The organism is Coriobacterium glomerans PW2 (assembly GCF_000195315.1).
GTDB classification, from domain to species: domain Bacteria; phylum Actinomycetota; class Coriobacteriia; order Coriobacteriales; family Coriobacteriaceae; genus Coriobacterium; species Coriobacterium glomerans.
Genome location: NC_015389.1, coordinates 695190 through 712857 on the forward strand (window position 1 = coordinate 695190; position 17668 = coordinate 712857).

10 protein-coding genes are annotated in these 17668 nt (G+C 63.4%); 3 read left to right on the forward strand and 7 right to left on the reverse strand.

The genetic code is table 11. From position 1 onward, the window contains the following. Nucleotides 1-109: 109 nt before the first annotated feature. The 3 genes from CORGL_RS03025 to CORGL_RS03035 all read right to left on the reverse strand — a co-directional run bounded on the left by CORGL_RS03025 (nt 110) and on the right by CORGL_RS03035 (nt 2878). Entirely contained in the window at nt 110-1057 is a 948-nt protein-coding gene (locus CORGL_RS03025) for a 3-hydroxyacyl-CoA dehydrogenase (RefSeq protein ID WP_013708450.1), read from the reverse strand. 147 nt (nt 1058-1204) lie between these two features. Next, entirely contained in the window at nt 1205-2038 is an 834-nt protein-coding gene (gene trmB / locus CORGL_RS03030; protein WP_013708451.1) for a tRNA (guanine(46)-N(7))-methyltransferase TrmB, read from the reverse strand. 12 nt (nt 2039-2050) lie between these two features. Next, nucleotides 2051-2878, reverse strand: coding sequence for a class I SAM-dependent methyltransferase (locus CORGL_RS03035; protein WP_013708452.1), 828 nt, complete (start codon nt 2876-2878; stop codon nt 2051-2053). 66 nt (nt 2879-2944) lie between these two features. Between CORGL_RS03035 and CORGL_RS03040 the strand changes: the two genes are divergently transcribed. Both CORGL_RS03040 and CORGL_RS03045 read left to right on the forward strand, forming a co-directional pair. Continuing rightward, nucleotides 2945-4804, forward strand: a complete 1860-nt coding sequence (locus CORGL_RS03040; RefSeq protein ID WP_041738555.1) for an elongator complex protein 3 — start codon at nt 2945-2947, stop codon at nt 4802-4804. Next, on the forward strand, nt 4801-5694 hold the full coding sequence (locus tag CORGL_RS03045; RefSeq protein WP_013708454.1) for a spermidine synthase: 894 nt from the start codon (nt 4801-4803) through the stop codon (nt 5692-5694). Before CORGL_RS03040 ends, CORGL_RS03045 begins: the two co-directional genes overlap by 4 nt. Here the strand turns inward: CORGL_RS03045 and CORGL_RS03050 are convergent. The 4 genes from CORGL_RS03050 to CORGL_RS03065 all read right to left on the reverse strand — a co-directional run bounded on the left by CORGL_RS03050 (nt 5634) and on the right by CORGL_RS03065 (nt 14983). Beyond that, on the reverse strand, nt 5634-8048 hold the full coding sequence (locus CORGL_RS03050; protein ID WP_013708455.1) for a DEAD/DEAH box helicase: 2415 nt from the start codon (nt 8046-8048) through the stop codon (nt 5634-5636). The two genes, CORGL_RS03045 and CORGL_RS03050, sit on opposite strands and share 61 nt — an antisense overlap. A gap of 6 nt (nt 8049-8054) precedes the next feature. Further along, a complete protein-coding gene (locus tag CORGL_RS03055; protein ID WP_013708456.1) occupies nt 8055-9458 on the reverse strand; it encodes an ATP-binding protein in 1404 nt (467 codons plus the stop codon). Continuing rightward, nucleotides 9455-11077: a TerB N-terminal domain-containing protein gene (locus CORGL_RS03060; RefSeq protein ID WP_013708457.1), complete on the reverse strand. Its 1623-nt coding sequence runs from the start codon at nt 11075-11077 to the stop codon at nt 9455-9457. Before CORGL_RS03060 ends, CORGL_RS03055 begins: the two co-directional genes overlap by 4 nt. A gap of 153 nt (nt 11078-11230) precedes the next feature. Continuing rightward, nucleotides 11231-14983, reverse strand: a complete 3753-nt coding sequence (locus CORGL_RS03065; RefSeq protein WP_013708458.1) for a phosphoribosylformylglycinamidine synthase — start codon at nt 14981-14983, stop codon at nt 11231-11233. 344 nt (nt 14984-15327) lie between these two features. On the opposite strand from CORGL_RS03065, the gene CORGL_RS03070 reads away from it, so the two are divergent. Beyond that, complete coding sequence (locus CORGL_RS03070; protein WP_172633522.1) at nt 15328-17601, forward strand: LTA synthase family protein; 2274 nt, start codon at nt 15328-15330, stop codon at nt 17599-17601. The last annotated feature ends 67 nt before the right edge of the window (nt 17602-17668 follow it).

Here is a 17668-nt window from a genome sequence, read left to right on the forward strand (position 1 = left end):
ATGAGCCAAGCGCGCATCGGAGCGGCTCTCGCCGGTCAAGATCGGGAACGCAAGCGAAATCCCCCGGTCGGTTAGCGCTGTGGCGGACAACGGTGTCGAGCAGACGAGATCAGACGCGTTTTTGGTACGAGTAGAAGCCCTTGCCCGACTCGACGCCGGTCTCGCCTCGATCTATGTGCTGCTTCAGCATTCTCTGGATCCTGCCCTGTACGGAGCCCGGATCCTTGGCGCGCTTGTCCAGATTGCCGATCTCGAACATGGTTCGCAGCCCGATGATATCCATGCTGCGAATCGGGCCCACGGGTGCGCCCGTCGCCAGCATCCACGTTTTGTCGATGGTCTCGATGTCCGCGACCTCGTCGACGATGAGCTGCTCCGCTGCAGCGAGAAAGGGGATGAGCAGGGTGTTCAGGATGTAGCCAGGCTGCTCCTTGTGCAATACGAGCGGGATCATGGCGATGGCTTTTGCAAATTCGACGATCTCATCGAAAACCTCCTTCGAGGTGCCGGGATGTCCCATGATCTCTGCGGTGTTGCGTCGCCAGATCTGATTCGCGAAGTGCATCGCGAGGTATCTTTCAGGTCTTCCCGTGAATTTCGCGAACCGGCTCGGCACCATGGTGCTCGAATTCGTGGCGATGATCGCATTTTCCGGCAGATGGTTAGCCATCTTTTCGTAGAACGCGATCTTGTCATCGGGATTCTCCGAGATCGCCTCGATGAGCAGATCAGCTTGGCGGCCCGCCTCCTCATAGCTCGTGGTGAGCCGAATGGATCCAGCGGCGCGCTCGACGCGCTCCTTCAATTGGTCGAGCTGCGAGGCTGTGACGTGGGGCGAGTCCACAAGACCCCGGGAATAGGCATTCGTATCGGTTTTCATGGCCTCCAGCGTCTCCAGATAGGTCCGGCGCAGCCGCTCGAGACGGGGTCGCGCGCGATCGACGGATTCCTCGCTGCGCAGCCACACGGTCACATCGAATCCTCTGTAGGCGATCTGGAATGCGATCTGGCTGCCGAGCACGCCCGCGCCGGCCACCGTGACATGTTTGATATCCATCCGATTGACTCCTTTCAGCTTCATGCGAAGCGGATCTGCCATCGCCCTTCGACGGGTTCATCTGGGGGCATGTATCACTATGCCCGCATCGAGGCACATCTTGCCACCGACAGAAAGATTCTCACTGTCCAGCCCGATCGAGTCCGCTCAGCGCGACAGATTCCGGCGTTCGCCGAGCAGATTGCGCACGGTTGCCTCCATCCCGAGCGGAACGTAGCCCAAAGAGGACAGATCGCTCGGCAGATATCCGACGAGGCTCTGCTCAAGCCGTCGCGCCGCCTCGATCCGCTCCGATCTCGCGGCGCGGCCGGGCCGAGCGCATATGCCGTATACGGGCGCTCCGCGCTCGATCAGGCGGCTCTCGTACTCCGTTCGGGCGAAGTCGCTTCGTTCGGAAGCGGCATCGTCGGAGATCCACACGAGTTCGTAGCCGGCGCAATCGAGTTGAAGAAGCGAGTAGTCTCTGAGCGGAAGGCTGTCCGTTCGCAGAGCTATGAGACCGTTCGGGCCGAGAGATCGGCGATACGAGATGAGATGATCGACGTTTGTGAGCCTCAGGTGGGCATGGCGGCGCTTCGGGTGCGGTGTGGGAAAGTTGAGTTCGATGCGCGAGAGCTCACCGGGCGCGAAGAGCGCGTCGATCGATTCCGCGCCGCGTGGAACGATCACGATGTTGCGCAATCCGCTCTCGGTTGCATGCTGGGCGGCATAGGCGATGCAGATCGGTTCGGTGTCCATACCGATGAACAAGGTTTCTCTCGACCGTCGCGCGAGCTCGACGATACCCGCTCCCTTTCCGCAACCCAGATCGAGGTGCACGCGATCGAATGCTCCGGTGCAGATCTTATCGCCGATAGGCCAGCATGCCTTCGCCCATCTGCCGATCAGCTTCTCGGGACGCTGCTCGATCAGGTCCCCGAAGCGCTCGAGTCGCTCCTCGAGCACGAAGTTTTTCGGCACGCGAATATGTGTCGATCCCATGATGGCTCCGGCTCATTCCGACCGAGGGCACCGATGCGATACGGCGCGGCATCTCTCGAGTACGAGGTAGGTATTGAGATCGCCCTGCCGCCCGTCTGCTGTGAAGCGATGTCGCAGAATCGCTCCGCGCCGTGCGAGATCGCAGGTGAGCGCCGCGATATCCTCTTGGGAGAAATGATGGCAGAAGCGTCTGGGGCCCAAGTCCGTATCCCATCCGAGCAGCAGATCGCCCTCGTCCATGCTCTCGGCCCGATAGCCTGCGAACGGAGGTTGCGTGCGCGCCGCCTCGATGCAAGCCCGCGCGCGCCGCCGGATCCGCGCGCTCGAAAGCGGATGCCACAGGGACACCGCTATGATGCCGCCCGGCCGCGTCCTCTCGATGAGCAGATCGATCACCGCTTCGCGCAGCCGCATCCCGGGCACGTGATGCATGAAGCCGAAGCACACCGTCAGATCGCACGTCGGGCCCGCTACCGTGCAGCACGGGGCGCAGCTCGGGTTCATGAGCGCATCGAGTACATCGATGCGCACGAAGTCGACGCGTGGCGTCTCCGCGGTAACCCTTGCGAGCTGGGTACAGCTGTCCCAAGCATGAAACGTCAGATCCGCAGACGGTAGCTCCTCGCGCAGATAGCGCTCGAAGCGCAGATTTCCGCAGGCGAGATCGAATACGCTGAGGCTCGCGCCCGCCGCGCGCAGCGAGAGATCCTCTTCGATCAGCTCTATGAGACGCCTCCATCCCGGCCAAGGTGCCTGCCGCGTCGCGGAGAACGACTTCGCATGCTCGCGGTAGAAGGCGTTGTCGAGCGAGATGAGCGCCCGGGCGGTCGCATCGTCCATCTGTTATCTCCTCTTATCGAAACCTCGCATCCGCATCTTCATCCTCATAGTATAGAATGCATGTGCATGGAGCAGATCATCTTGCAGATACTCAACGCATTGAGACGCGGCGAGGAACCATCCGAGCGCGATCTCGGAAGGCTCGTCAACGCTCAGGCCAAGCTCGCGCATCAAGATAAGAGGCGGTTCTCGAAGCGTCGGCTGCTGCCCTTCTATTTTCAGATCAAACGCGAGCAGCCGGCGCGCTGGAAGAGCTGGGATGTCTCACCGGAGCTCGAGCGATCCCTCATCGCCGCGCTTCGCATGAAACCCAGACGCTCCGCTTCGGGGGTTTCCACGATAACGGTGATAACGAAGCCCTGGGCGTGCTCGGGCTCGTGTGTGTTCTGTCCGAGCGATATTCGCATGCCCAAGAGCTATCTCCACGATGAACCCGCCTGCGCTCGCGCCGAGCAGAATATGTTCGATCCCTACCTGCAGGTATCCTCTCGTCTCGTTTCGCTGGCGCAGATGGGCCACGCTATCGACAAGATCGAGCTCATCGTGCTCGGTGGGACCTGGAGCGACTATCCTTTTGACTATCAGGTCTGGTTCATCTCCGAGCTCTTTCGAGCCCTCAATGAGTGCACCATCGGCGGCGCCGCACAGACTGATCTCCTCTCGACGGCGGGCCCGGGGATCGATCCGACTCCGGTGGGGGTGCGACAGCGACGCGAATGGTATTCCGCGCGGGGATTCGGCTTCGGCGCGCCCGCCGACGCCGAGCGCGTGCGCTCGGCTCAGCTCGCCATCGATCGCGCAGAGCTGAGCTATAACGCGGCAGTGGAGCGGGTGTACGGCACGGCTGCCGCTGTTCCGCCGATCGGCCGAGGCGAGCTGGCCGACCTCGACGGTCTCGAGACTCTGCAGCACAGCAATGAGTCCGCGCGCTGCCGTGCCGTGGGCCTCGTGATCGAGACGCGTCCTGATGCCGTCACAGCTGAAAGCCTGCGTCTTCTTCGGCGGCTTGGTTGCACAAAGGTGCAGATGGGGATCCAGAGCCTCGACCAGGGCATTCTGGATGCCAACGGACGCGGGATCACGGTCGACAGGATCGAGCGCGCCTGCTCTCTGCTGCGGCTGTTCGGCTTCAAGACCCACGTCCACTTCATGGTCAATCTCATGGGAGCAACCCCGGAGCGCGACCGGCGCGATTACGAGCGTCTTGTCGGCGATCCGGCATTTCTGCCCGACGAGGTGAAACTGTACCCGTGCGTTCTGGTGCAGGGGGCTCGTCTCGCCTCATGCTATGCTGACGGTTCATGGAGGCCCTACACCGAAGATGAGCTGATCGGTGTGCTTTCCGATGATGTGCTTGCGACCCCGGCCTTCGTTCGCGTCTCCAGGATGATCCGTGATTTCTCAGCCAATGATATACTGGCTGGCAGCAAGCGTTCGAATCTCAGACAGCTCGTCGAGGCCTCGCTCGCCGGACGTCCGGTACGCGAGATTCGCTATCGCGAGATCGGTGCCGCAGACATCGACATCGAGGAGCTCGCTGTCGATGTCGTCGATTACGAGACGACGGTCTCCTCCGAGCGGTTCTTGCAATGGGTCACGCCTGGCGGCGCGATCGCGGGCTTTCTCAGACTGTCCCTGCCGCATCTTGAATCTGTCGGCGAGCGAGGCGATGAGCTGCCGATCGGGCCCGGCGAGGCGATGATTCGCGAGGTGCACATCTACGGCGTGGCAACGCGCATCGCCGCTCAAGGGGGCTCCGCTCAGCACCGAGGACTCGGGCGCCGCCTCATCGAGCGGGCCTGCGACATCGCGCGCGAGCAGGGTTACACGAAGATGAACGTGATCAGCGCAGTGGGGACCCGCGCCTACTATCGACGCCTCGGCTTTGTCGACGCCGGTCTCTACCAGCAAAGGACGCTTATATGAGCAGGCGGGGTCCGCGGCGCGCAGCTTCAGCGTCCGCTCTGCTGGCCGGCTGCGCGGGTCTCGGCGCGATCTCGGCTCTGATCGCCGTGATCCGCGCTGCGCGTCTCGCCAGCACCGATGCCGACGCAGCCGTCATCCGAACGCTGCGGCGGGTCGGCCGAGAGCCGATCAGGGTGCTTTGCCAGGGAGGCGCATATCAATCGGCGACCTATATCGGCAAGCGGTGGGCCGAGCCGGTGTTCGCCTATCATCGCGCACTTGACGCGCTGTTCGCAGCAGAGGAGGATCTGATCGCGGCAAGCGGTCACGCCGTGCGCGATGTGCTCATGATCGGCGGCGGTGGCTATGCCTATCCCAAACATGCCCTTCTGGAGCATCCCGAGATACGCATGGATGTCGTCGAGATCGATGCGCGCATCGAGCGACTCGCCCGACGCTGGTTCTATCTGGATCGGCTCATCTCCCTCACCGGGTCGCGTCTGCGCTGCATCACCGCAGACGGACGATCCTTCTTGGAGTCCGCTGGGCGCTGCTATGACGCCATCATCAACGATTCGTTCATCGGACGCGCGCCCGCGCGCGATCTGGCGACGCTCGAGGCCGCGCGAGCAGTGAGCCGGCGGCTGAATCCGGGTGGGGTCTATCTCGCCAACGTGTCCACCGAGTGCGATGGCGCGGACCCCGCCTTCCTGCGGCGGGTGTGCGCAACCCTTGCGCCCGTCTTCGATCATGTGCGCATCATCGACGCGACCGATGAGGAGCTGGCCGCAGAGCGCACCTATCTCGTGATCGCCGGCGACGGCGATCATGTATGGAGCGAGAGCATAGCCTACGACGAGAGCTTTCTGGGTGAGGTGCTCCTCGATGCGGAGGCGCCGGCCGCCCATTGACGCACGCGCTGTCTCATCCCCTCGATGTCGAGCACGCCCTCCGCGAATCCCTTGCGCACGAGTTGCGCCGGTAGAAATCTATCATATTTGTTGAAGTTGGGCGTCTCGGTCGGGTAGAGCAGATCGATCGGCTCGAAGTCCGCCTCGGCCGCCTCGCTCACGACCGAGATGAACGACGCGGCATCCGCCTTCATCTTGAACTGGAGGAAGTACGGCCTTGACACATCCATGCCGGACAAGCCGAGTCGTCGCGCGCATCTGATCTTGAGCAGCCGCTCGAGAGCGAGAAATGCGTAGCTGCCGAGCCACGGCATCAAACACCATGTGTCGCCACCCAGACAGATCAGAGGTTCGCTCACCGCTCCCGAGAGCTGCGCGGCGCGTCTGGCCTGATCGAGTCGAGCGCGGGCGTTGTCGAGCAGATACGGGTAGACATCTCGCTCGGCGAGCACGCCGCGCATCCTCTCGAGCACGCGAGTGTGGATATCTCCCGGGCACTCGCCGAAGTAAGCGGGCACCCGTCCTTTGACCTGCGTGCAGTAGACGAGATGGCGCTTCCAGTCTATCTCCTCGACGATCCAGCAATGACCTGCGATCGCGATGCGCTCCCCGGGGGGCGGGGGATTCACGATCGTTCCCAGCTCCGAGGACGCGCACCTGACCGTGAACTCCTCATTCTCCTGAAAGACCGCGTAGAACTTATAGGAGTTGACCACCCGCTCGCCAGCGAGCCCGATGATGAGCCCGCCGCCCTCGGTCCGCTCGAGATGATCCGTCTGAAGCAGATGGGTGAGCAGCGTCCGGTAGTCATCCAGGCTCACGCGATGAAACGGGCTCAGGGTGAGGACCCGCTCGGCCAGAGCGGCGCAGGAGAGCTCCCCTGTGCCGGCGAGCGTCGCCATGGTCTGATGGTAGAGCAGGCTGTAGGGGAGCCTGTCTGCACGCGGTGGCTCGACCCAGCGCTCTTCGCGGTAGAGCTGGATGAGCGCGCAGCCTTGGATGAGCTTCCAGGGAACGGTCTGCGGCATCGGATCTCGCGCCTGCGGTTGCTCTTCGCGCATGACGAAATGCATCTCGGGTGGCAGATCTCGACGCCCGGTCCGGCCCATGCGCTGCAGAAACGATGAAACGGTCCAGGGCGCATCGATCTGGAAGGCGCACTCGAGTCGGCCGATATCGATACCCAGCTCCAGTGTCGCGGTCGTGACGGTCGTCTGGTTCTGCTCTTCGTCTCGCATCAGCTGCTCGGCGGTTTCGCGGAAGGATGAGGAAAGGTTGCCGTGGTGGATGAGGAAGCGATCGGGTTCGCGCAGCGCCTCGCCGAGGGATCGAAGCATCGTGCAGACGGCTTCTGCCTCCTCCCGCGAGTTCACGAAGACGAGGCACTTGCGGCGCCGCGTATGCTCGAAGATGTAGCCGATGCCGGGATCGGCGTCGACCGGGGCAGCGGATGCCGGATCGCCTCGCCCGCTCACCTGCGCGCGGGAGATCGATGACTCCTCCTCGATCTTCGCGCCATCCGCGCTGGCACCCGCTGCGCACCCGCCTGTCCCGTCCTCGGGTCGGATGGGACGGCTCTCGATGCGCTCGCAGCTCACCACCTCGGTCTGCCGCGCGAGCAAGCTCTCGACCGCGGCTTCGGAGGCCTGGGGCCCGCTGATATAGAAGTGCTCCATCGAGAGTCGCCAGGTTCGTCGGGGTTCCTCGAAGCGCGGCACGATCGTGGCCCGCCCCGTGCCCGCTCCGAGCATCTCCGCGCAGCGCCGCGGATCGCCGATCGTGGCCGAAAGTCCGATGCGCCGCGGCCGCGCGCCCGCCATGCGCGACAGCCGCTCGATCAGGCAGAGCGTCTGAGCGCCTCTCTCACCGCGAAGAACCGAGTGGACCTCGTCGATGATGACGAACCGCAAATCGCAAAAGGCCCTGGGAACGCAACCATGTTTGTGCATGAGAAGAGCTTCCAGCGATTCGGGCGTGATCTGGAGGATGCCCTGGGGATGTCTGAGCATCTTGCTCTTGTGCGAGGCCGAGACGTCTCCGTGCCAGCGCCAAACCGGGATATCGGCTTCATCGCAAAGATCGCCCAGCCGCAGAAACTGGTCGTTGATCAAGGCTTTGAGCGGAGCGATGTAGACCGCGCCGATCGAGGTAGGTTGATCCTGCCAGAACAGCGTGAGAATCGGGAAGAGGGCCGCCTCGGTCTTGCCAGATGCGGTCGAGGCGCAGAGCAGGACGTTCTCGTCGGTGTTGAAGATGGCGTCGGCGGCGGCGACCTGAATGGAGCGAAGGTTCTCCCAATCGTGGGCGTAGATGAAATCTTGGATGAACGGTGCGTAGCGATCAAAGGTGCTCATGATGAACTATATCTCGAATTCGGTGAAGAGGCGGCGATTGCGCTCGGTGCCTATCTCGATGCCGTCCGATCCGCCCGACGGCATCGTCGCCTGTGAAGCCCCCAGGGCCTCTGAAAGATCGAGCTGCGGGTTCTGATACAAGATGTCGAGCAGTTCGATGAAGTCGCGAATCACCTCGCGCGGCGTCAGATGCGTTTCGGCTCCCATGCGAGCGAACTCGATCTTCAGAAACTCAGCCAGATCGCGCTCATCGAGTCGCGTTGGATATCCGAAATAGCCCGCATGGATACCGGCGAGCTTCTCGACGAGCACCAACAGCTCTTCATAGGTGAGCTGGTGCAGGCGCACGATCGGTGCGAGCATGTCAGCCGCGTCCTCGCGCGCGAATCGACCCTGCGCGAGTCGGCTGCGCAGCGCCTCGTAGCTGAACACCCCGCGACGACGGTCCTCGACGGTTTGGGGCGTGCCGCCCATGATGATGCCAAGGTGGCGCGCTTTGCCCTGAAGGGTATCGTTGTACATCGTCAGGATCTTCTCGTAATTGTACTGGCGCGTGACAGCGTTCGGGATCTTGTGAAGGTTGACCAGCTCGTCTATGAGCACGAGCATGCCCCGATAGCCCGCGCCGACCATGAATTGAGCGAAGAGCTTGATATAGTCGTACCAGTTGTCCTCGCTGATGATGGCGGTGACCCCCAGCTCGTCGCGCGCCTCGGTTCTCGTTCGATATTCGCCGCGCAGCCATTTGATCACCAGCGATCCGATCTCGGTCTCACCGCTCGCATGCGCTCGGTAATACTTGATAAGGAGCTGTGTGAAGTCGAAGCCGTGCACCATATCCGAGAGCATGGCGATCCGCTCGCGGATTCGCCGCTCGACGATCGCCGCGAATCGAGGATCGTCGGCATCGGGTACCTTGCCTGCCGCTGTCGCTGCCGGGGTCAGCGCGCCGGAGTGCGCGTCCTCTTCGGAGGCGACCTCGGCCTCGACCGACGAGATCCATCGATCCAAGATGAGGGGCAGCGCTCCGCCCTCCGGCCGCGTTTTCGTGGAGAGGTTTCGCATGAGTTCGCGATAGGTGGCCAAACCCTGTCCCTGACCACCCTGAAGGCGGCGATCCGGTGAGAGGTCGGCATCGGCGACCACGAAGTCGCGGCCCATGGCATGGGTTCTGATGGTTTGGAGCAAAAACGACTTGCCGCAGCCGTAGCGTCCGACGAGGAAGCGGAAGGATGCGCCACCTTCTGCGATGAGGTCGAGATCGCAGAGCAGCGCGCGAATCTCGACCTCGCGCCCCACGGTTATGTAGGGCAGACCTATCCGCGGCACCACTCCTCCCTTCAAGGAATTGATGATCACGGCGGCGACGCGCTTCGGAACGCGTGGCGGCTGGCTTGCGGACTCACTCATATTCGGACGATCTCCTTAAGGTCGCTCTCGTAATCGTCGATGGCTCGCGGGCTGCCGTCGACGCACTCGATGACGGTGTCGCCGAGGATCTCGAGCATCTTCTCGTTGATAGCGTCGATCAGCATATCCTGGCTGATTCTCGCTGCGGCTTGCGCAACCGAGCGCGCGCGCTCGTCTCGATCGAGCAGCGCACGCAGCCAATCGGCCTCCTCCGCGCTGAGCGGTCCGCTTCCCGCCGCTTGGGCTGGAGCCCGACTGATTCTGGCGCCACCGTCCTGCGGAGCCGCGGGCACTCGCGAGAGGAGGGGGTCGCTGGGCGCGTCTTTCGTCGCGGTCGTCTCGTCGGGGTCGAGACCCTCTGAGGGCCCGGGCGCGCGCTCCTCATCCACGAGCAGCGCCTCGCAGACCCCTTCGGCTGCCTTGCGGATCCTTGCGAGCTTGGACAGATCTATATCGATCACTCGAGGGGCGTGGTCGCGCTTCCAGCCCAGCCAGGTCTCGATCTCCCGATCGATGATCTTCGCCAGGTACTTCGGTGTGCTCCCCTCCTTGAGGGGATGGGCCGGGTCGAGCTTCAGCCGCAGCCTGCAGTCGAGTGCGCGCATGATGCGTCCGAGCTTTGCGCTCCTGGACCGGCTGGCATGCTTCCGCGAACAGGTCCAGCGGCCCCGCTCGCATCGGTAGCTGCAGACTCCGTCAAGTTCAAAACAGGCGCGCCTGTGCGGGTTCCTTTCGAAGAAGACCGCGGATCGAAACATCTCGTATGGCTCCTCGGAGGCTCTTCCGAAAAGGTTCTCGCTCAGACTCAGCTTGCAGCGGCGGTCGCAGTGCTGCGCCAAGCGCGCGTAGACGGCGCATGCGCAGCGCCGCATGTCCTCGGGGTGGTCTCGAAAGAGTCTCGAGGCGGTGATGCGATACGTGGACAGCGTCTCGATGGCGCCGAGCAGCCGCCTCTCGCGTTCGACGTCGGGCGGCAGCGGGAGGGGGCGGGGCTCGATGCGATCGAGCTCGGCGAGCGCGCCATCGAAGATGACCTCTCGGCATCCCGCTATGAGCCCGGGATCGAGATCATGATAGACAACCATATCCCGCCGCCAGATGCGCGCGTAGCGATCGATATTCGAGTTGAGGGCGCGCCACGCGCGCCAGAAGGAATCGAATCGGGAGAACGCCTCAAGCGGATCGTCCACACCGATGCCGTTGATGAGTTCGTACAGGTAGACGTAGGCAAACGAGAGCGATGCGTCCTCGACGCGGCCTGCGCGCACCGCCGAGCGCCATGTGAAGTAACCGCGCAGCTGGCGGTCGCTCATTGCGCTGTAGGTGGGAAAGTACGACTTGAACGCGCCGTGATAGGGGCACTCGTCGACGACGTCGGCCATGAAATCGCCCTGAAGGCAGAACAGCTCGCCGTCCGATAGCCATCGAGGCCGCGAGTCCACCTGTCGTACGCGCGAGATCGCACGCATGCGACGGTAGCGATCGGGAAGATAGGTCGACATCTGCCGGCCCGTCATGAGGATCGGCTCCTCGCCGTGGATGGTCTCAGAGAAATGGGAGGTGCCGTGCCAGCGCTCATCGCTCAGAATGCGCGCTATGAGCTCTTGGGCATCCGACATCGCCTGCTCCTCTCCTCGCGCCCGCGATTCGGTATCATAGCATAACAGGCAAACACATGTTCGCTTCGCAGGGAAAGCGCATATTCCCTCCGGTTCGCATGCGGCTGACGCAAACGTGGCGAGGCGGGCGCGGCACCAAAGATCTGGTCTGGATCATGCCGAGAAGTAGGAGACTCCGCTTTCGAAGATCGGCATCCAGGTGTTGCCGGGGACGTTCGCATACAGATTCCGACCTCGGCGCTCCGTATGGCCCATCTTGCCGAGCACGCGCCCGTCGGGGCTCGAGATCGCCTCGATCGCCATGAGCGAGCCATTGGGGTTGACGTCGAGCGCCATCGACGGCGCGCCGTCCTCATCGACGTACTGCGCGGCGATCTGCCCGGAGCTGGCGAGCTCGGAGAGCACCTCGGCCGGAGCTTCGAAGCGGCCCTCGCCGTGCGAGACGGGCACCGTATAGATCGTGTCCGAATCGCACGCGCTCACCCAGGGGGACAGGTCGCTCGCCAGGCGGACGCGAACGAGCCTGCTTTGATGACGCCCGATGGTGTTGAGCGTGAGCGTGGGGTCCTGCGCGGTTGCGGTCACGATGTCGCCGTGGGCGATGAGCCCGAGCTTGATGAGGGCTTGAAATCCGTTGCAGATCCCGAGCATGAGCCCGTCACGCTCTCCCAGGAGCTCGCGCACGGCATCGGCGACCTCGGGGGCGCGGAAGAACGCCGTGATGAACTTCGCCGATCCGTCCGGCTCATCGCCGCCTGAGAACCCACCCGGTATCATGACGATCTGGCTCGAGCGGATTCGTCGAGCCAGTTCCGCGGTGCTCTCGGCGACGTCGGACGGGGTGAGGTTTCCGAGCACGAGCGCATCGCAGACGGCACCCGCCGCCTCGAAGGCGCGAACGCTGTCATATTCGCAGTTGGTCCCTGGGAAGATCGGGATCACGACGCGCGGTTTGGCGATCCGACCGCGCCGGCGCTTCGCCGGTCTCGCTCGATCTGCGGACGCGTGCCAGATAAGCCGCTCGACGGATTCGAGCCCCTGCTGCTCCTCGCCCGCCGCGCGATATGGAAACACCGATTCGAGCGCGCTCTCCCAGCGCTGCTGGAGCTCATCGAGATCAATCGTCTCGCCGGCCCCGCGGAGCTCGAAGGCCTCGAGCGTCGTCCCGAGCGGCTCGATGACGACATCGTCTGGCCCCTGCGGCAGATCCGCCGTATCGGCGACCTCGACGATGAAGCTGCCGTACATCGGTTCGAACAGCGAGTCGATGTCGACATCGCGTGAGAGGGCGACGCCGACGCGGTTGCCCACAGACATCTTGAACAGCTCCTCCGCGCCGCAGCCGTAGCCCGGCGTCGCGATCGCGAGCGCCGAGGCGGCCCCGGTCATGTCCTCGACGATTCGAAGCGCGCTCAGAAGCGCCTGCGGGGCGGGCCTGCGATCGGTCCCGTATGCGGCGGGGGCTATGCGTACGATTCTGTGACCGGCGGCCTTGAACTCCGGAGAGACCGCGCGGTCGGCCGGGCCGGTCGAGACGGCGAACGAGACGAGCGTCGGTGGCACATCCAGGTTCTCGAAGCTGCCGCTCATCGAGTCCTTGCCGCCGATCGCCGCCACCTTGAGATCGATCTGAGCCATGAGGGCGCCGAGCAGCGCGCTGACCGGCTTGCCCCACCGCTTCGGGTCGGATCGCAGCCGCTCGAAGTACTCCTGAAACGAGAGATAGGCGCTCGCGCGCGTGAAGCCGGAGGCCACGAGTTTCGAGATGCTCTCGACGACGCTGAGATACGCTCCGGCGAACGGATCGAGTTCCATGAGGAAGGGATTGAAGCCGAATGCCATGGCGCTCGCTGTGCGAGTCTCGCCGTCGACGGGAAACTTCGCGACCATAGCTTGGGCCGGGGTGAGCTGGCTCGATCCGCCGAACGGCATGAGTACGGTCGCAGCTCCGATCGTGGAGTCGAAGCGCTCGGCGAGTCCTTTGTTCGAGCACACGTTGAGATCGCTGACAAGCGAGCTCAGCCGTTCGGCCAACGTCTCGCCCGGCCATGTCGGCTGCCAGATCCGGCGGGCTTCCACCCGCGCTCGCGCGTGCTTCGGCGCACCGTTGCTCGCGAGAAACGCGCGAGCGATGTCGACGATGACATCTCCGCGCCAGATCATGCGCACGCGCTCATCGTCGGTGACCTCGGCGATGACGGTCGCTTCCAGATTCTCCGAGCGCGCCAGCGACATGAACTCCTCGACATCTTCGGCCGAGACGGCAACGGCCATGCGCTCTTGACTTTCAGAGATCGCGAGCTCGGTGCCATCGAGACCCTCGTATTTCTTCGTCACCCGGTCGAGATCGATCGCGAGTCCGTCTGCCAGCTCGCCCACGGCCACCGCGACCCCGCCGGCGCCGAAGTCGTTGCAGCGCTTGATGAGACGACAGGCGCGCTCGCCGCGGAACAGCCGCTGGAGCTTTCGCTCGACCGGTGCGTTGCCCTTCTGGACCTCTGCTCCGCATGTCTCGATGCTCTCGGCGCTATGAGTCTTGGACGAACCGGTGGCGCCGCCGATGCCGTCGCGACCCGTCCGCCCACCGAGCAGGATGATCTTGTCGCCAGGACACGGCCGTTCGCGATGCACGTGAGACGCCGGGGTCGCGCCCACCACGGCTCCGATCTCCAAGCGCTTTGCGACGTAGCCGGGGTGGTAGATCTCAGTGACCTGACCGGTCGCCAGACCGATCTGGTTGCCGTAGCTCGAGTATCCCTGGGCCGCCGCCGTCACGAGCTTTCGCTGCGGCAGCTTGCCGGGCAGCGTGTCGGCTACCGGTGCCAGCGGGTCCGCCGCTCCGGTGACGCGCATGGCCTGGTAGACGTAGGAGCGCCCGGACAAGGGGTCTCGAATCGCCCCTCCGATGCAGGTCGCTGCCCCTCCGAAGGGTTCGATTTCGGTGGGATGGTTGTGCGTCTCGTTCTTGAACAGCAAGAGCCAGTCCTCATCGCGACCGTTCACGTCGACAGCCGCGTGCACGCTGCAGGCATTGATCTCCTCGGACTCGTCGACGCCGCGCAGCTCACCGCTCGCCTTCAGATGGCGCGCGCCGATCGTGCCCATGTCCATGAGCGTGACGGGTCGCTCCGCGCGCCCCAGATCCCGTCGAATTCTCAGATACCGCTCGTATGCGTCGCGCACGTCATCGTCTTCGATCTCGATATCGGCCAGCTGCGTGCCGAACGTCGTATGGCGGCAGTGATCCGACCAGTAGGTGTCGATGACGCGCAGCTCGGTGATGGAGGGATCCCGGTGCTCCCCTCGAAAGTACGTCTGGCAAAAGGAGATGTCGGCGGCGTCCATGGCGAGCCCGCGCTCAGCGATCAGCTTGTCGAGCCCGTCCGCATCGAGGTCGCGAAAGCCGTTCAGCATCTCGACGGATTCTGGGATCGAAGACTCGGCGGCAAGCGTCTCGGGCAGCTCGAGGCGGGCCGGGCGCGCCTCGACGGGATTCACGACATATCGCTCGATAGCGGCCGCCTCGCCGGCGCTCAGATGCCCTTCGAGCACGTAGACCCTGGCCGAGCGCACCTGTGGTCGCTCGCCTTGGGATATGAGCTGTATGCACTCGCTTGCGGACTCGGCGCGCTGATCGAACTGGCCGGGAAGAAACTCGACGGCGAACACCGTCGCTTCCTCGGCGCGGGGCAGCTCGCGGGTCGCGACATCTACCTGCGGCTCGGAGAAGACCGTGGTGACAGCGTAGCGGAACAGCTCCTCGCTGATGCCCTCGACGTCATAGCGGTTCACGATGCGGACGCGCCTGAGACCGGGCACGCCGAGGGTGGCGCGCAACTCGTCTCCCAACCGCTGGGCCTCGATATCGAGGCCTGTTCTCTTCTCAACATAGATACGGCAGACCATGGTGCCCTCGCCCTTCTGCTGGGGCTCGCCCGGATCGGCGGCGAGCTGTGATGACTTTCCTATGATATGACATTATCGTTGCCGGGCGGGCCGCGTTGCACGCCATGTTGAGAAGCACGCGTCGTCCTCGCGCACTCGAGGCTCTGCGCATCGGGGATTTGTGTCAAGAATGATGTTTTTATCCTGATCGCTCGCGCGCCTTTGGTCGGAACTAGAATCGAGTGTCGAATGAAAAACGGGTGCGGCCTCAAATATCGGCCGCGCACGTCATAACGAACGGGGACGAGATGGGCACTATAGTTATGACCTGCATCTCTGCTGTTGCAACGGTTTTGATGGCAATCATGATCGCAAGATTTCTTATTGCGGGTCGCCAGACAGGCGCGCCGGCTCTGCGCTCGCGGACAGCTTGGTGCTGCACGTTCACCGTCGTCTCGATCGTCGTGGGCGGGCTGTGCGCCCGCGGTATGCTCTCCGCCGATCCGCTTTCCCTGATCGTGCTCAGCGTCGTGCTCGTCGGATGCGTCGCGGCGCAGACGCGCGCGGAATCGATCGCGCGTTTCGTTTCCGTGCCGCGCCACCCCTATGTCCGCTCGCTCGCGCTCGTGCTCATCGCGTCGCTGCTGGCGATGATGGCTCTCGAGATCCCCTGGAACCATGAGATCTGGAATATGGTCATGATGACCGCGATACTGGAATACCTGCTCATCGCGGCGCTCCTGTCGTTTTTGTATTACCTGCCCAGACGACACGGCGTTCTCGCCGCCGCGGCCGTCGCGGTGCTGGCCGGTATCGGCGTCGCGCAGTATTTCGTCGTGACGTTTCGACAGATGCCGATTCAGCCCGGGGACCTGTTCGCGCTTTCCACGGCGGCGTCGGTGGCGGACTCCTACATCTATGTGGTTTCGGCATACTGCCTGTACGGCATCGCCTTCGCGGCGGTGGCGATCTGCCTTTTCTCGTTGTCCTTCCCCCTGACTCAGGGCAGTCTCAACCCGTCGTCGACTTCATGCGCCCCGCTGCCGACGATACGAGCTGGCCGCGCGCTCGCCGATGAGGCGGAGAAGTGCGATGCCGCTCCCGAGGACGCGCGGGACCAGCGCGGTCCCGCCGAGGCGTCCGACGACGAGCGACACGAGGAGGGTTTCCGCTTGAAGCTGCCGCTCACCGTGGATCGCCGGACCGCTGTGTTGTCTGCCGCGTTTCTGGCGGGACAGGCTTTCGTGGACTACTACAACACCCTCGACGTCCGTCTCTACACCTGGCGGCCGCTTGGCAGCTACTACGACCAGGGATTCCTGCCGACGTTCATCTCGACCGCGCAGATGATGATTCCGCCCAAGCCCAAGCACTTCAACAGCGAAGACGCCGACAAGTTGATCAAGCGCTACGCCGCATCATGGGACAGCGATGCGAACGGGGGACTGCTTCCGGCACGCGCCGCAGCCGAGCAGCAGTTCGAGGAGCTGAAACCCTCCATCATCTGCATCATGAACGAGTCGTTCTCCGATCTGTCGATCTTCGACGGACTTCGCTGCGGCTACAAGGGCCCCCAGCGGTTCGCCAGCGTCAGCGATGCGCTGTTTTGCGGAACGAGCTACATGAGCGCGTTCGGCGGAGGCACCTGCAACAGCGAGTTCGAGTTTCTGACCGGCCACTCCATGGCGTTTCTTGGTTCAGGCGTCTATCCGTTCATGACCTACAATCTCGCTCCCACCGAGAACCTCGCGCGGCAATTCGCCAAGCAGGGCTATCATGCCCTCGCCATGCATCCAAACCATGCCTCGAACTGGAATCGCGTGAATGTCTTCAATGATATGGGCTTCGAGCACTTCTACTCGATCAAGGACTTCGTCGGCGCCGAGGAGCTGTGCCGCAAGGTAACCGATGCTGCGACCTATGACAAGTGTCTGGACCTGCTGCGCTCGCAGGATGAGCCCGTGTTCATCCACGACGTCACGATGCAGAACCATTCCGGATACGACACCGGTCTGATCCCTCCGGCTCAGCGACTGAGCTATGTCCCGGCGGGCGTCGACGCGGATCACATCAGATGGACGAATGAGTACCTCGCCCTCATCGAGGCCTCCGATGTCGCGTTCAGATCCTTCTTGGATTCGCTGTCCAAGCTCAGCAGGCCCGTGGTCGTGGTCATGTACGGCGATCACCAGCCGTTCTTCACCGACGCCTTCAACGACAGCTATTTCAAGGGCGAGCCGAACGCGGATCACACAGAACGGATCTGGCAGACGAAGTACATGGTGTGGGCGAATTACGACGTCGCTGGCGCGCGACAGCACAGCGATGTCTTGGATACGAGCATCAACAACGTCGGCGCGCTCGCCCTGGAGGCGATAGGCGCCCCGCTGAGCTCCTATCAGCGCGCCCATCTCGCGCTCAGAAAAGAGATGCCGGCGATCAACGTGGTGGGGTATCGGGATGCCGCAGCCGCCTGGCACCTCTCAGAGGAGACGAGCGACGCAAGCGAAGCGCGCGAGAATTACGCCGCGATGCAGTATCGCGCCCTGTTCGACCATGGCCAGTCTATTTTCGCCACGCGCAGGCAGACCGAGGCAAATGAGACCGACGCGAACGCCGCGCCCGGAACCGATATCTGATTGGAGCGCATCGCCTCTCGCGGCTCATCGGAGCCGCGAGAGGCAGATTCGCGTCAATCGCGATCGC